Origin of the sequence: Gimibacter soli, from assembly GCF_028463845.1 — a bacterium.
Lineage (GTDB): Bacteria > Pseudomonadota > Alphaproteobacteria > Sphingomonadales > Kordiimonadaceae > Gimibacter > Gimibacter soli.
Genome location: NZ_CP116805.1, coordinates 227,751 through 242,896 on the forward strand (window position 1 = coordinate 227,751; position 15,146 = coordinate 242,896).

General features: G+C 57.6%; 14 protein-coding genes. 2 read left to right on the forward strand and 12 right to left on the reverse strand.

Features of this window, described 5'->3' with window-relative positions:
• Nucleotides 1-2: 2 nt before the first annotated feature.
• Nucleotides 3-815 carry a ferredoxin--NADP reductase gene (locus PH603_RS01065; RefSeq protein ID WP_289504065.1) on the reverse strand — a complete coding sequence of 271 codons (813 nt, stop codon included), beginning with the start codon at nt 813-815 and terminating at the stop codon, nt 3-5.
• A gap of 138 nt (nt 816-953) precedes the next feature.
• Nucleotides 954-1,271 carry a CehA/McbA family metallohydrolase domain-containing protein gene (locus PH603_RS01070; protein ID WP_289504066.1) on the reverse strand — a complete coding sequence of 106 codons (318 nt, stop codon included), beginning with the start codon at nt 1,269-1,271 and terminating at the stop codon, nt 954-956.
• A 199-nt stretch (nt 1,272-1,470) separates the two neighbouring features.
• On the opposite strand from PH603_RS01070, the gene PH603_RS01075 reads away from it, so the two are divergent.
• Nucleotides 1,471-3,246, forward strand: coding sequence for a monovalent cation:proton antiporter-2 (CPA2) family protein (locus tag PH603_RS01075; protein ID WP_289504067.1), 1,776 nt, complete (start codon nt 1,471-1,473; stop codon nt 3,244-3,246).
• A 7-nt stretch (nt 3,247-3,253) separates the two neighbouring features.
• Here PH603_RS01075 and ybaK read toward each other — a convergent pair whose 3' ends face one another.
• The 7 genes from ybaK to PH603_RS01110 form a co-directional block, all read right to left on the reverse strand.
• On the reverse strand, nt 3,254-3,727 hold the full coding sequence (gene ybaK / locus PH603_RS01080) for a Cys-tRNA(Pro) deacylase (RefSeq protein ID WP_289504068.1): 474 nt from the start codon (nt 3,725-3,727) through the stop codon (nt 3,254-3,256).
• Between the two features lie 4 nt (nt 3,728-3,731).
• Nucleotides 3,732-4,865 (reverse strand): PepSY-associated TM helix domain-containing protein, encoded by a 1,134-nt coding sequence (locus PH603_RS01085; RefSeq protein WP_289504069.1) that lies wholly within the window; start codon nt 4,863-4,865, stop codon nt 3,732-3,734.
• Between the two features lie 105 nt (nt 4,866-4,970).
• Complete coding sequence (locus PH603_RS01090; RefSeq protein ID WP_289504070.1) at nt 4,971-5,432, reverse strand: DoxX family protein; 462 nt, start codon at nt 5,430-5,432, stop codon at nt 4,971-4,973.
• Entirely contained in the window at nt 5,429-6,178 is a 750-nt protein-coding gene (locus PH603_RS01095) for an HvfC/BufC family peptide modification chaperone (protein ID WP_289504071.1), read from the reverse strand. Before PH603_RS01095 ends, PH603_RS01090 begins: the two co-directional genes overlap by 4 nt.
• Complete coding sequence (gene bufB, locus PH603_RS01100; RefSeq protein WP_289504072.1) at nt 6,175-7,068, reverse strand: MNIO family bufferin maturase; 894 nt, start codon at nt 7,066-7,068, stop codon at nt 6,175-6,177. Before bufB ends, PH603_RS01095 begins: the two co-directional genes overlap by 4 nt.
• Nucleotides 7,069-7,070: 2 nt before the next feature.
• On the reverse strand, nt 7,071-7,367 hold the full coding sequence (locus tag PH603_RS01105; protein WP_289504073.1) for a BufA1 family periplasmic bufferin-type metallophore: 297 nt from the start codon (nt 7,365-7,367) through the stop codon (nt 7,071-7,073).
• A 78-nt stretch (nt 7,368-7,445) separates the two neighbouring features.
• Complete coding sequence (locus PH603_RS01110) at nt 7,446-7,940, reverse strand: YHS domain-containing (seleno)protein (RefSeq protein WP_289504074.1); 495 nt, start codon at nt 7,938-7,940, stop codon at nt 7,446-7,448.
• A 382-nt stretch (nt 7,941-8,322) separates the two neighbouring features.
• Between PH603_RS01110 and PH603_RS01115 the strand changes: the two genes are divergently transcribed.
• A complete protein-coding gene (locus PH603_RS01115; RefSeq protein ID WP_289504075.1) occupies nt 8,323-8,895 on the forward strand; it encodes a TetR/AcrR family transcriptional regulator in 573 nt (190 codons plus the stop codon).
• Nucleotides 8,896-9,232: 337 nt separating this feature from the next.
• Here PH603_RS01115 and PH603_RS01120 read toward each other — a convergent pair whose 3' ends face one another.
• The 3 genes from PH603_RS01120 to gyrB form a co-directional block, all read right to left on the reverse strand.
• Nucleotides 9,233-10,045, reverse strand: a complete 813-nt coding sequence (locus PH603_RS01120; protein ID WP_289504076.1) for a DNA adenine methylase — start codon at nt 10,043-10,045, stop codon at nt 9,233-9,235.
• Nucleotides 10,045-12,396 carry a DGQHR domain-containing protein gene (locus PH603_RS01125; RefSeq protein WP_289504077.1) on the reverse strand — a complete coding sequence of 784 codons (2,352 nt, stop codon included), beginning with the start codon at nt 12,394-12,396 and terminating at the stop codon, nt 10,045-10,047. The genes PH603_RS01120 and PH603_RS01125 overlap by 1 nt, the downstream gene beginning before the upstream one ends.
• Before the next feature lie 313 nt (nt 12,397-12,709).
• Nucleotides 12,710-15,142, reverse strand: a complete 2,433-nt coding sequence (gyrB, locus tag PH603_RS01130; RefSeq protein ID WP_289504078.1) for a DNA topoisomerase (ATP-hydrolyzing) subunit B — start codon at nt 15,140-15,142, stop codon at nt 12,710-12,712.
• Nucleotides 15,143-15,146 lie beyond the last annotated feature (4 nt).

Here is a 15,146-nt window from a genome sequence, read left to right on the forward strand (position 1 = left end):
ATTTAGCCGACGAAGGCGCGTTCGACGACAAACTCGCCGGGCGACGCGTTCGAGCCCTCTTCAAGGCCGGCGGCTTCCATCAGCGCCTTGGTGTCTTTCAGCATGTCCATCGAGCCGCAGATCATTGCGCGGTCAATCGCCGGGTCCAGCTGCGGCAGGCCGAGTTCCTTGTAAAGGTCGCCCGACTGGATGAAGCTGGTGATGCGGCCCATGCGCGAATAGGTCTCGCGGGTCACGCTATCAAAATAGAAAAGCCGGCCTTCGACCATCTCGCCGAGATATTCGTGTTCCTGCAGTTCGCGGACGAGGTTCTTGCCATAGTCAAGCTCGGCCACTTCACGGCAGGTGTGGGTCACGATCACCTTTTCGAACTTCTCGTAGGTTTCGGGGTCGCGAATGACGCTCGCGAACGGCGCGAAACCGGTGCCGGTGGAGAAGAGATAGAGATTGCGACCGGGCTTCAGCGCATCCATCACGAGCGTGCCCACGGGCTTGCGGCCCAGAAGCACGGTATCGCCCGGCTGGATCTTCTGCAGGCGCGAGGTCAGCGGACCATCGGGCACCTTGATCGAGAAGAATTCCATCTCCTCGTCCCAGTTGGGGCTGGCGATTGAATAGGCGCGCATCAGCGGCTTGGCGTTTTCGCCTTCACCGGCAAGACCGAGCATGACGAATTCGCCGGACCGGAAGCGGAAGCCCTGCGGCCGGGTGATCCGGAACGAGAAAAGGAAATCCGTCCAGTGGGTCACGGACAGAACCTTCTCCTCGGTCGGGGCCGAGCTCGAGCGTGCTTTAAGGTCGACATTCAAATTCATCGGGCGTCTCCGAACAACGTGAACTGACTGCCCGTGTTTATTGCAATTGATAATAACTCTCAACAATAAAGATCAGGCTGATGGTGGAGGTAACGGATATAGGGGTGCCCTGGCAAGCCCCTGGCGGGATGTTTATACTTAATGGGCCAGATAGATTGGATTACCGACCAGAATAAGGCGCCCATCCGCCTCCCGCACATTGGCCCTGACCCATGTGGTATCAGCCCTCAAAACATGGTCAAAAGTCATCGTGTGGAGGTCATCTTTATCAATGCTCACAGACTTCGTTTCGGTTCCGTTTTCAATGATCTGCACGCGACCGCCGCTTGCCGATTTCACCGTCACCGAAAGCGCCACGGACGGCGTGAAAGGGGCCATTTCGCCCATCACAAACGTGTGCCCGCCCGCCTGAAGGGCGAGATCGAGGATGGAATCCGCCCTGCCGGAAGCGTCCACAAACACCCGCCCCTTGCGGATGCCGTCGAGAATCGCGGCAGCATCCCTGCCCTTTGTCGGCACAAATGGCGTCGGCACGGCGATTGCGGCGGGGCGGTCCTGTGCCGGACAACAAAAATGCTTTCATGACACGGGCTTGATATGATCACATCGCATCAGGCGCCATGCGGCTCGCCGACAAGCCATCGGAGGACAGACCATGACAGGGGAAGCGATCACTGCCGCAGCGAGCGCCGCACATGACGGGGTCAACCTGCTCGGTATCGTCGTCCTTCTGGGTGCCGCCGTGATCGCCGTGCCGCTCTTCCGCCGCGCCGGGCTTGGCAGTGTGATCGGCTATCTTGCCGCCGGTCTTGCCATCGGCCCCTTCGGGCTCGGCTTCTTCGACGATCCGCAGTCGATCATCCATGTGGCTGAGCTCGGCGTTGTCCTGTTCCTGTTCCTGATCGGGCTTGAAATGCAGCCCTCGCGGCTCTGGTCGATGCGCGGCGAGATTTTCGGGCTGGGCATGCTGCAGGTAGGCATGGCCAGCGCGGCGATGGTCTGGGTCGGTATCGCCCTCGGCTTCCCGGTGGCACAAAGCTTCATCGCGGGTGCTGGCTTCGTCCTCACCTCCACCGCGATTGTGATGCAGACGTTGGCAGAGCGCGGGCAATCCGACCTGCCGAAGGGCCGCCGCATCGTGGCCATCATGCTTCTCGAGGACCTGTCCATCGTGCCGCTTCTGGCGCTTGTCGCTTTCCTCGCCCCCGGCGGCGCGGAGGCGACCCTTGCCGACCGGTTGACCGGCATTGCCATCGGCCTTGGCGCGATTGCCGCCCTTGTCGTTGCCGGGCGGTATCTTCTCAATCCCATGTTCCGGATCCTTGCCCGTTTCGGCGCGCGCGAGGTGATGACGGCCGCCGCCCTTCTTGTTGTGCTTGGTGCCGCACTCCTGATGCAGGCCGGCGGGCTTTCGATGGCGATGGGCGCCTTCCTCGCCGGGGTGCTGCTTTCGGAAAGTTCGTTCCGGCATCAGCTTGAAGCCGATGTCGAGCCCTTCCGGGGGCTGCTTCTCGGTCTCTTCTTCCTCGGCGTCGGCATGGCGCTCGATCTGGACGTTATCGCTGCAAACTGGCAGCTGATCGCCGTCTGCGTGCCGGCCTACATGACGCTGAAAATGATGGTCGTCTATATCGTCGCCCGCATCGCGCGGGCTGACCGCCGCGAAGCGCTGGAGCGCGCTGCCCTGATGTCCCAGGGCGGCGAGTTCGCCTTCGTCCTGTACGCGACCGCAGCCCAAACCGGCCTCATCAGCGGCCAGGGAAACGCAATCCTTAGCGCGATTATCATCGTCTCGATGGCGCTGACGCCGCTGATCCTCCTCTTGCATGACCGACTGGTGCCCGAGGCCGGCACCTCGCTTGATGGTGTCGATGAGGCCAAGGACCTTTGCGCCAATATCCTGCTGATCGGGTTCGGGCGGGTCGGCCAGATCGTCACCCAGCCACTGCTGGCGCGCGGCCATACCGTATCGATCATCGAAACGGACGCCGAAATGATCCGCGAGGTTGTCGATTACGGCTTCAAGGTCTGGTACGGCGATGGCACCCGGCTCGATATCCTGCGGACAGCGGGCGCGGCAGACGCGAGCCTTATTATCGTGGCCATCGATAATCCGAAATCGGTGACAAAGATCGTCGATCTGGTGAAACACGAGTTTCCCCTCGTCCCCGTGATCGCCCGCGCCTATGACCGGGTGCATGCGATCGAGCTCGTCAAGCTCGGCGTCGATCATCAGGTGCGGGAAACGGTCGAAAGCGCGCTGGCCATGAGCCGCGAGGCCCTCACCCGCCTTGGCGACACAGGAGAAGACGCCGACGAACTGCTGGCTTCGATCCGCGAAAGGGATAGCGAACGGTTTGACCTTGATGTCACCGGCGGCCTGCAGGCCGGTATCACCATGCTGATCGGCAATATCGACCAGCACCGCTAAAAGGCGTTCAGGCCGTGATGGCCGCAACGCTGGCGCCGGTGGCGGTGTGCAGGTCGGCCGGCAACAGGCGCAGTTGCAGACCGCGCTTGCCGCCATTGACGAACACATAGGGTTCTTCAAGCGCTGCCGCATCAAGGCAGGTCGGCAAGCGCCGCCGCTGCCCCAGGGGACTGACCCCGCCAACCTTGTAGCCCGTGATGCGCTCGGCCTCCGGCACCGGCATCATGGCCGCACTCTTGCCGCCGAAGGCAGCGGCCACCTTTTTCATGCTGGCCTCCCGGTCGGACGCGAGGATGATGCAGACGGGCTTGCCGTCAACCGCGGCGATCAGGGTTTTCAGCACGCGTGAAGGTTCCTCGCCCAAGGCTTCGGCAGCCTGCAAGCCTACCCGTTCGCCCTTCGGGTCATAGTCATAGGTGCGTGTCTCGAAGGCGACCGACGCCGCCTTCAAAGCCTTCGTTGCCGGGGTTTCGGTAGCCATCCGCTCAGGCCCGCTTGCGGCGAAGCGGCGTCACATATTTCCGCCACGCGAGCGCGATCCCGGTCCAGACCATGATGGCGGAGAAAAGCGACACGATCCCGGCGATGGTCTGTCCGATCACACCAAGCGCCTCGCCGGTGTGCAGGAAGCGCACCATGCTGCGGGCCTTGCTGGCGGGGGTCTTGTCCTCGAATCCGGCCCATCCGGCAACCGCGCCGCTTGCCCGGTCGATCAGCAGGTCGCCCTTCTTCGTGGGTTCACCGCCCATGCCCCAATCGAGCGTGAAAGTCACCAGCGGGTCCGCCGGTTTCGGCCAGGCGAGCGTGAGGCTGGTCCAGTCCTGCCGATGGCTGCTGGCAGTGGCGAGCATGGCTGAAAGCCCGACGCCCCCTTCCAATGCAGCTGCTTCTGTCCCAGGGGCCTTATCCGGCGCACGCCCACCACGCACCGGCACTTCCTCGCCCGCCAGCCGGTAAACCAGATTGTTCGCCCATTCATAATAGAAGACGGTAGCAGTTGCCGTGATCACCACAAGCGGCACGACCGACCAGATGCCCATCACATGGTGCCAGTTGAAATCGCGCGCGTGCGCATTTGCATTCTTCTTGAAGAACAGCACCTTGCGGACATTCACCCAGCGCAGCACAGGCGGGAACCACAGATAGATGCCGGAAAGCGCGAGGAACAGGAACATCAGGTTCGCTGCCCCCGTCACCATGCGGGCCGTATCGCGCGAGGCACCTTCAAGTGCGAACCAGCGGTGGAACTGCGTGGTCCATTGCATGAAGGCCTGCATGGCGGTTGGCCCTTCGGCGATCACGCGGCCGGTGTAGGGGTCGAGATAGAGCTTGTCGCTCCGCCCCCGCACCGCCACCACAGCTGCATCAGGATCGTTCCGGTAAATCAGCCGTGCGACCGGCCGCGACGGGTCCACCGCACTGGCAAATGCGTGCAGTTCCTCGGGCGACAGGGCCGTGGCACCCTCAGGCGGCACCACATCGAACTGCCGTTCGGACCATGCCACCATCTGCTTCTCATAGGTCAGCAGCACGCCGGTGACCGACATGGTGAGGATGACGATGCCGGCGAGGACACCGCAGATCAGGTGCGGCCAGTACAGCAGCTTGCGAAAGGGCATGGGCGAGGTCCGCTCAGAAAAAATTGCGATCAATTCTTAACTGAAATCGGATGTACCGTCCCTGCGCCCGCCCCGCAAGCAGAAAGGGCGGGCAGCCTTGTTTCTTCAGTCCCGCTTGGCCCGGCGCGCAATCAGATGGTCAAGCGACAAACGTCCCGGGCCGTAGGCCATGATCGCCAGTGCCAGCGCGAACCAGCCAAGGTGCGTGGAGAGGAATGCCGAGGGATAGACGAAGAGCTGGATCACCAGCGCCATCACGAAAAGGCCGAGCGCGGAAACACGGGTCGCAAGCCCCAGAAGCAGCAGGACCGGCAAGGCATGCTCGGCATAGGTTGCGAGCGGTGCGGCGATATCAGCAGGGATGACAGGCAGCTGATATTCTTCTTCAAACAGATAATAGGTGCTGTCGCTGATCGTCATCAGGCCTGTCACCTTGGTGCGGGCCGATACCCAGAAAATACCGGCAAGCCCCAGCCGCAGCGTCAGTTGAACGAGATCGGCCGGGATGCGGGTGAAGAGGCGCGTGTAGGTGACTGCCAGATTAGGGGTGTCTTTTTGAGGGGTCATTGGTCGTGCTCCTTGTTTTTATTGTTCACATCGTTCGGAACCAGCAGCCCTGACTGCACAAATCCGGCGAAGGCTCCGATCAGGCGGACGGCCTGTTCCTGGGTTGCCGTCGCGTCGAGGAGTGCGATCAGGGGAATATTGTTCACAAGCCCGGCCAGAACCGGCTCAAAATCCGCCGGGATGATCTCTTGCTGGACCCTGCCGTCCTGCGCCCAGACAGCTATGGTTTGCGCGGTCCAGTCCGGGATCGGTGCCAGTATTTCGGCCTGATGGCGTTCCCATATTGTGCCCGCCGGGAAAGGCGAGCGGATGAGGCTGGCACCCGGCGCCAACTGGCACGGTGTTTCAATCGCCACTTCGATATCGGCGCTGCTTTCGATCCGGAATACCGGATGGTCCGGGGCGATTGATGCCACGCACCGCGCCCATTCAATCCGCGCTACATCGGGGAGATAGGGCAGCGAACGGAGCGGCGGGAAGGCCTCCAGAAAAGCGGCGAAGGTATCGCCGTAAAGGTCAAGAATGGGCGAGACGGGCGGGTGATCGCCCACAAAAGCCCGCACAAGTGCCTCGAAATAGGCCTCCCCGACCAGTTGGCCGGTGACCGGGAATTTGGCGCCGAGAATGTCCGTCAGGCCCGCCAGAAAATTGTTCCGGTAAAGATTGAAGCGACCGCCGGTATTGATGATGCCAAGCGGCACATCCGCCGCCGGCGCGAGGACCGCCTGTGCAAATACCCGGTTCATGCTGCACCCGCCAGTTTCGGCCGCATCAGCAATCGCGCGTGATCCACTTCCACCAGAAGCTCGGCAAGCGGCGGGATATTGTTATCGCGCTCGATCAGCGTCGGGCGCGGCCCGGCGAGGGCGAGGAAATCTTCATAAAGCGCCCAGACAGCATCGGCGACCGCGTCGCCGTGGGTGTCGATCAGGACGGGGCTGCCGTCTTCGTCCAGGCTTTGCTCATGGCCGGCCAGATGGATTTCGCCAACGGCGCCAAGCTGGATGCGGGAGAGCCAGTCGCGCATGTCCCACCCGTGGTTCCGGGCGGAGACATAAAGATTGTTAAGGTCCAGAAGGAGGCCGCAACCGGTGCGGTGCACGAGTTCCGCGATGAAATCGGCCTCGAACAGGGTGTCCGACCGGAAGCGCACATAGCTTGCCGGATTTTCAAGGAGAATCCGCCGCCCGAGATATTGCTGCGCCTCGTTGATGCTCTCACCCATCCGGTCGATGGTCAGTCGGTTATAGGGGATGGGAAGAAGATCGTTGAGATAGATGCCATCGTCGCGGGACCAGGCGATATGCTCGGAAAAGCTCGCCGGTTTGACGGTATCGATCAGGTGCCGCAGCCGCGCCAGATGGTCGCGGTCGAGCGGGTCGTCACCGCCAAGCGAAAGGGCAACGCCGTGGACCGAGACCGGCCAGACCCTGGCGACATCCTGCAGCATTTCAAGGTTTGGTCCGCCGAGCATGAAATTCTCGGCATGGACCTCGACAAAGTCGATACTTGTGGGGTTGGCCAGAAGCTGCTTCAGGTGAGGCCGCTTCAGACCAACCCCGACACCAGGGGCAAGCTCCCGCCGGTTAGCGGGGGATGGGGCTGGGGGACCGGCGATGTCGAGCTTGCCAGCCATGGTCAGCTCTTTGCTTCCTCGTATTCGCTCAGCTGGCCAAAGCCGGTGGGCGAGGAAGGCGTTTCGATTGTGGTGCAGGTGCCTTTAGGAACGAGCTTCCAGGCATTGCCCTGAAAGTCGCGCTTGGAGCTGCCGGCGCAGGACGTGCCCGGCCCGGCGGCGCAATCATTGTAGCCGGCTTTCGAAATCCCGTAGCATTTCTCCTGCGGCTCACGCGCCTCGGCTGCCGAGGCGACCACCATGTTCGACATGACGACTGCGACCGCAGCCGAAAGATATGTCGCCTTCTTGATGTCCATTTGACTGTCCTTTCAATGAAGGGGGAAAAGGGTGCCGGGCGAGCGATGCCGCCGCCCGGCGAGGGGCACTCGGGGGGCTTAGTTCAGGGAAGCCGGGGTGCGGTACTTCAGGCCCGGCCAGTATTCGTCGGCTTTTTCGAGGTTGCCGGGGATATCGCGCTGCCACGCGACCGATACGTCCTTGTTGACGTTGAGATAGAGCTTGTCGTCAACGATCTTCCAGACATTCGGATCACCGTCGAGTTTCTTGCCAAGCGCTACGCCCATGGCGCAGAAGCCGCCATATTGCGGCAGGTAGCGGTCGGGGTCGGCCATGAAGGTGTCGCGGTTTTCAGCGCTGGCGAAATAGTAGGTGCCGCCGGTGTGCTGAAGGGCAAATTTCTTGTCACCTTTCTGCGGGCCGCCTGCCGTGAAGTAGGCAACGGGATCGTAGCCCTGCATGGCGAGGCCATGGGCATCGGCATTCACTTCAGAGGTCGAGGTTTCGACGACCGCGAAGCTCGGGGTCCCCATGGCGAAGGTGGCGGTTGCAAGCGCAAGACCGATTGCCGCAACTGCCGATCGAGAAGTCATTTTTTTCATTTCCAGTTCTCCTGTGTGACTCGGGTTGCATCTCGGGGGTCCGAGGTGCGGTTTCAGTTATTTTTGAGCTGTCGTTTTCAGTTCATTTCACCTTTTGCGAACGGGGGCTGTTGTTGACCCAGCCTTGTTCCCCTCCGCGCCGGTGTATCTGCTTTTTGAACCAGCCAACGTTGACTGATCGGTTAATGTAAATAACCAAGGGTAACCGACCTGTCAACGTTAAATTTTCCTATCACCCGAAAATTTCTCCGAAACCCCCGTGGTAAAACGTGAAAATTCTTTATTTTCCGGCGCTATTGCCTTTGCCAGCCACCGTGATATGGTGTTGACAGAGTCGTATATGTTATAGGTATTTCGGAGAAAGCGGCCGGCCATGAGCGCATCGAAGCGAGACGAACTGGTCCAGAGGGCGTTGAAGACATTCTACCAGGGTGGCTTCCACGCAATCGGGATGGACAAACTTGCCAAGGAAACGGGGGTCTCGAAGACCGCCATTTACAAGCATTTCCGCACCAAGGAGGATCTGATCCTTGCCGTGCTGCGGCTGCGGGATGAACAGTTCCGCAACTGGCTGATGCGCCGGGTGGCGGCGCTCGCCGAGGCGCCGGGCGCCCAGCTGCTGGCGATCTTCGATGCGCTGGATGAATGGTTCCGCGAATCGGATTTCAGAAGCTGCATGTTCATCAAGGCCTCGTCCGAATATCAGGACAGGGCCCATCCGATCCACGCCACGGCCGCCGAGCATAAAAGGCTTCTGCTGATCTATTTCACCGATCTCGCCCGCCGCGCCGGCGCGAAGGCACCCGAAGCACTGGCGCGCGAGCTGCTGACGCTCAAGGAAGGCGCCATTGTGCTGGCCCACCTGTTCGGCCCCGACGACGCCGCCCGCGACGCCCGCCGCACCGCCGAACGAATCCTGCAGGCGGAACTACCCGCCAAGGGGTGAATGAAAAAGGGGAGCTGGATGCTCCCCTTTTCGTATCTCGATTGTCGGCGACATTCTTCCGGCATTTCTGGCTCATCCTGCCGGCAGGCACGAACATCGTCGACCGGCTTAGGCGAGACCTGCATGTGCTGGGGTCGCTATCGATCGGGCTGATGACCTTCGACTAGGATGTCGCGGAAGGCTTGAAGATTGAGCGGCAACCGGAAGGAATGCCAAACCCTGACCGCACGCAGGTCTCACGCTCAGTCATCATGGAGCAAGGATTGGCCGGGGCGGCGATGATATAGATGATATTAAGGACGGACTGTTTTCCAGCCAAACCGCACTTTTCAATTCTTCATTCACGAAGGGCAGAAATAAGCAGCTCGCTTGAAAGAGTGCGGTTTTCTGCGTTGCCCGCAATGACGCTATGCCTCCAAAGTTTTTTCTGGTCTCCAAAACCACAATATAGATCTCTAATACTTTGATGGTCCGCATTGGTGAGTGCGAATGATACGCCTCGAGCATGCGCCCTTTTCAACGCATCACGTAATCTTTCCTGATCATTCCAAGAAAATATTTTCTGATTATATTTAACAAATCCATTCAAATTATGGCGAACTGTGTACGGAGGATCAACGAATATAAAATCACCTGTATGTGCTTCGTTGATTGCTTCCTCGAAGTCTTTGTTCTCCAAAATGACGCCCCTAAGTGCCTTGGACCAGGCTCCGAAATTATCGCTTTCAAAAATTACTGTTTGCTTAGTGCCAATAGGGACATTGAATTCGCCTTTTAAGTTCTCTCGATACAACCCATTCCAACAGGTTCGGTTGAGGTAGAGAAATTGTGCTGCTCTTTCTACGGCAGAATCAAATTGCTGTGCACGAGTTTGATAGTAGTATTCCTTGGAATGTGATTCTGCATGTCCTGCCAAGAGAATTTCAAAATCCTCCAGATTATCTCTAATCTGCTGATATAACTCAATCAGTCGCCCATTGAAGTCGCTCAAAATCGCATTTCTAGGCTGATTCTCGAAGAATACCGCGCCCCCCCCCAGAAAGGGCTCAATATACTTTCCGCTGAACTCAGGAAGTCTGAACTGGCCACTTTCAAAGAGCCAACGTTTGCCACCCGCCCATTTGAGAAATGGCTTAAGGGGTTTCCGCATTATAATGGCACCTTCGGGCTAACTTCAGAGCGAAGCCAATCAACGAATTCGAGGTCATCGTCGGTATAGGTCTTAAGTTGGTTTTTGTGAGCCGCTATGTTTCGAAGCTCATTGAATGTCTGAATCCAACCAAGATAGTATTTTTGACCCGAACGCTCGCCAGGCCGAGCATTTTTGAATACATGCTCAAAGTGTGACCAGTTATTGGGCTGTTTCACAATTTCCGCTAAATCAACAATGTTCAAGTAAGCTTCTTTTGGCTTCCTGCGCGCTTTATCTTTTTGTTGTGCATCGAAAGCATTTCTTCTAATCCTTTCGCTCTCCACACCGATTTCCCAAAAAGCTGGCTCATCGCTAGGTAGGCGATGTGTACCATGGACTTTCTTCAAAGTATCTATAACAAAGTCTGTCAGGCGCTCAGATAGTTTCATCAAAAACTGATTTACCTCATCAATTTTCTCAGAGCTAATTTGTTCCATCCATCTCTGAAACTCTTCCCCACCAAAGTCTGGGGTCTCTTCTCGTAGTATGCTCATCAAATTATAGGCATACTCCTTGACACCGCCTTCGCCAAATTTGCGTGAAAACTTGGATCGTATATCTTCATCAGATGCACGCCCAATATATTCAAAGATTGGCTGACAGAACTCCAGAATGTGAGCCACAAAATCACTAGGTTTCATTAAATCAAAATCGAGAGATTTTTTATGTGAAAGGTATGTGATGGACTCAGCGATTATGGTTAGGTGAGCACGAATACCCGGATTGACGGCTATATAAGCTTCCCGGCCAGCTTCCCAGCGTTGGGGGTGGGCTGCCCTAACCGCTTCGAAATAACCTCGCAAAATAAATCCTGCTCGTTCCACGGTAGCCTCATCGGTCTCCGCTGAGAGTGGACCGGGGGCTACAGATTTGCCCATTACCTTTCCAATCAATCCAGAGCGACGTATGCCATTTACCGCTTCGGATATTGTCAAATTTTGGTTTTGCTCTGGAGGGACCCCGGGGATCGCAAACCGACGTATCAATGGACTAGTTTTATCCGTGTTCAGAGATCTAACTATAGCTGACCCAAGCGCACTCAAAGCAGTTGTCGGCTCAGCGTCTCCCATTCTTATATCTGCTAGAAGACTAACAAGCAGACTTTTGGGGACGCTTTTTTGTTTGTGATTGATCGTAATGAATAGATCTGCCTCTTTTTGGACGGCCATTTTTTCAAAAGCGAGAACGAATAAGCTCTGATCAAGATATGCTTCGTCCAGATGGGAAAAGCCGTAGAGCCGATGTTGCCCATCAATTATCCATGCTGAGCGATATTTTGATGGCAATGTCAGCCAACCAAATTTGATATTTGGGTCAGTATTCTCAGAGTTCGATATAAGATCAAATCTTGGCTCATCTGAAAAGTTAACCAAGATATTTGTGGGGAAATAGCCGCCTTTTTCAATGAATGAACCAATTTCTTTAATTCTAGGAGCTGAAATCATTCGTTGGTAAGCGGGGCGCCCATCTGGATGGTTGAGCGCTTGGTGGTTTATAAATGCGATTTTCAGCAAATGTCGAGGTGACGTAACGAAACTATAGAATGTCTCCCCACCAATTTTTCCCCTTATCGCGGGAATCTTTACATCGGTGAGTCCAGGTACTTTTTGCCCCCTCAAGAATTCCCCGAGAATCTGGAAGCGACCTGCTGGTCCCATATGCTTAACAAACGTCTCAAAGTACTGAAGTTCATTTTCGGTAATAATTTTTATGTCATAGGCATCAGCCCGCTCGATATCTGGAACTGACCATAGAATATTGTCGGTCACATAAATCCAGATAATCTTTGGTCTTGCGCGTCCTTCAAACCGTTTGAAGACAACTTCGCGAAAATGTTGTTGTAAAGAAATCGTTTCATGCAAATCTTTCTGTAATGTCCGTCGGCCACGTTCGCTTCGCGATTTGCACTCAATGATAAGTGCTGTTTCCTCGTCTTCGGCATATACATCAATCTGCTTCTTGCCTGCTGACCCGTCTGGTCGTGTGTATTCAATGTTGAAGTTTGTTCCGTTTAAGGTTGGATAGCCCATCGCATGCATTAGGCACCACACGCGGTCTTCTAGCCACTTATCGTGCCTTTTCGGTCGCTTCATACTTGTCGTGCGCTTACCAGCACGGACAACAATCCAACCCTTTTCCTCTTCAATAGAGACGTCCGCCGGATGAACACTCTTTAATTCGTAATTTCTCTTACGCCTGCGCTGCTCACTTGCGAGCTCTGCCGCTGCGAGTACCAAAGGCGATAACGAGGAATTCTCGTTAGTAATGTTCAATTGGTCGGGTGAAAAACTTGAGTTGTTTTGATTCATTGAAGCAGGTCAGTCCCAGTATGGTTGGGTTTCATTGCCTCAATTGAAGGCTGTGCCACCAGCTCATGTCAAGAATTCATTCGTCTTATACGAGTATACTTGTCGGATTTCCATCCATGCAGATCCAAGTCTAAACGGGCGGAAATTGGAGAGCCGATAAGCACAATATCGAATGCTTCTGAGCGCTAGAGGATACTGCGCAAAACACCAAAGCTGCAACCTGTTGCACTTTATGTGTCACGGAGATGCATTTAATGCGTCACCCGTTGCACTTTATGTATCACCCGACAAGATGATCGCTGCCTGCCGACGTTTAAACGTCGAGGTTGGCGACGTTCAGAGCGTTGTCCTGGATGAAGGTGCGGCGCTCCTCGACCACATCGCCCATCAGCTTCGAGAAAATCTCGTCGGCTGTGTCGGCCTGCGCCACCTTCACCTGCAGAAGCGAGCGGACGGTGGGGTCGAGCGTGGTTTCCCACAGCTGTTCGGGGTTCATCTCGCCAAGGCCCTTGTAGCGCTGGATCGACAGGCCCTTGCGACCGAAGGCGAAGAGGATCGCCAGCATCTCGAGCGGCGTACCGACCGACTGGCTGTCCTCGCGGCGGGTCAGCGTGATGGGGCTCGCGAACAGGTCGCGCACGCCTTTCATGCGGGCATGGAGGCCGCGGGCTTCCTGGCTGTCCATCAGCTGGGCATCCAGCTTGTGAACGTCGGTCACGCCGCGCACTTCATGATGGAAGATATAGCCGCCCTCTTCCGCCGCCTTGCCGGACCAGCCGGCGTCGTCGGGGTTGATGGCAAGGCCGTTCAGGCGGTCCGCCACACGGGTGGCAATCGCCGTGCGGCCATCGATATCGCCCTGCAGGGCGGGGTCGAAACCGCCCAGAAGCGAGACGGTTTCCACGAGGCCGGCGTTATAGCGCGGCGGCACATTCTGCATCAGGTTGCGGATGGCGCGCGCCTCGCCCGCCAGGAACTTGATTTCCTCGCCGGCATGCTGGGCGCCGTTCGCGTCCACGATCACGACTTCCGAGGTGCCGGCATCGAGGAGATAGTCATCAAGCGCCTTGTCGTCCTTCAGGTAAACTTCGGACTTGCCACGCGCGACCTTATAAAGCGGCGGCTGGGCGATATAGACATAGCCGCGCTCGAACAGCTCCGGCATCTGCCGGTAGAAGAAGGTAAGGAGGAGCGTGCGGATGTGGGCGCCGTCGACGTCGGCGTCAGTCATGATGATAATCTTGTGGTAGCGGAGCTTCTCGATATTGAAGTCCTCGCGCCCGATGCCGGTGCCGAGCGCCGTGATCAGCGTGCCGATCTCGTTCGATGCCAGCATCCGGTCGAACCGCGCGCGTTCCACGTTCAGGATCTTGCCGCGCAGGGGCAGGATCGCCTGTGTGGCGCGGTGACGGCCCTGTTTCGCCGAACCACCTGCCGAATCACCCTCCACAATGAAGAGTTCGGATTTCGCAGGGTCGCGTTCCTGGCAATCGGCTAGCTTGCCGGGGAGCGACGCGATATCGAGCGCCCCCTTGCGGCGGGTCAGCTCGCGCGCCTTGCGGGCTGCCTCGCGGGCGGCGGCGGCGTCAACGATCTTGCCGATGATATTGCGGGCTTCGTTCGGATGCTCGCCAAACCATTCGGTCATCTTCTCGGAGACAAGGCCTTCAACGGCCGGGCGCACCTCGGACGACACCAGTTTGTCCTTGGTCTGGCTCGAAAATTTCGGGTCCGGAACTTTTACCGATAGCACAGCCGTGAGGCCTTCGCGGGCGTCATCACCCGACAGCTGCACCTTCAGCTTCTTCGCCATGCCGGATTCGGTGACATAGGCGTTGATGCAGCGGGTGAGCGCGGCGCGGAAGGCCGCAAGGTGGGTGCCGCCATCGCGCTGCGGGATGTTGTTCGTGAAGCAGAAGACATTCTCGTGATAGCTGTCGTTCCACTGCAGCGACAGTTCGGTCGTGATGCCGTCACGCTCGCCCATGATGGTGATGGGCTCACCAATGGCGGACGTCTTGTTGCGGTCCAGATATTTCACGAACGCGGTGATGCCACCCTCATAGTAAAGCTCGACTTCCTTCGGCTCGGCGTGGCGCTTGTCGGCCAGGCGAATGCGCACGCCGGAGTTCAGGAAGGCAAGCTCGCGGAAACGGTGCACAAGCCGCTCGAAATCGAACTCGATATTCTTGAAGGTCTCCACCGACGGCAGGAAGGTCACTTCAGTACCCTTCTGGCCGGGCTTGGCATCACCCATCACCTTCAGGTCTTCGACCGCTTCGCCGCGCTCAAAACGCATGGAATGCTCTTTGCCGTTCCGCCAGATGCGGAGCTCAAGCCAATCGGAAAGCGCGTTCACCACGGATACGCCCACGCCGTGCAGGCCGCCCGAGACCTTGTAGCTGTTCTGGTCGAACTTACCGCCGGCGTGCAGCTGGGTCATGATCACCTGCGCCGCCGATACGCCTTCCCCTTCGTGGATATCCACGGGGATGCCGCGACCGTTATCGGTGACCGAGCAGGAGCCATCAGCATTCAGGGTCATGGTGACAAGATCGCAGTGGCCGGCAAGGGCCTCGTCGATCGCGTTGTCGGTTACCTCGAACACCATGTGATGGAGGCCGGAGCCATCCTCGGTATCGCCGATATACATGCCCGGACGCTTGCGCACGGCATCGAGGCCCTTGAGGACCTTGATGCTGTCCGCGCCGTATTCGGTGTTTTGAGGAAGGGTGGTTTCACTCATGATA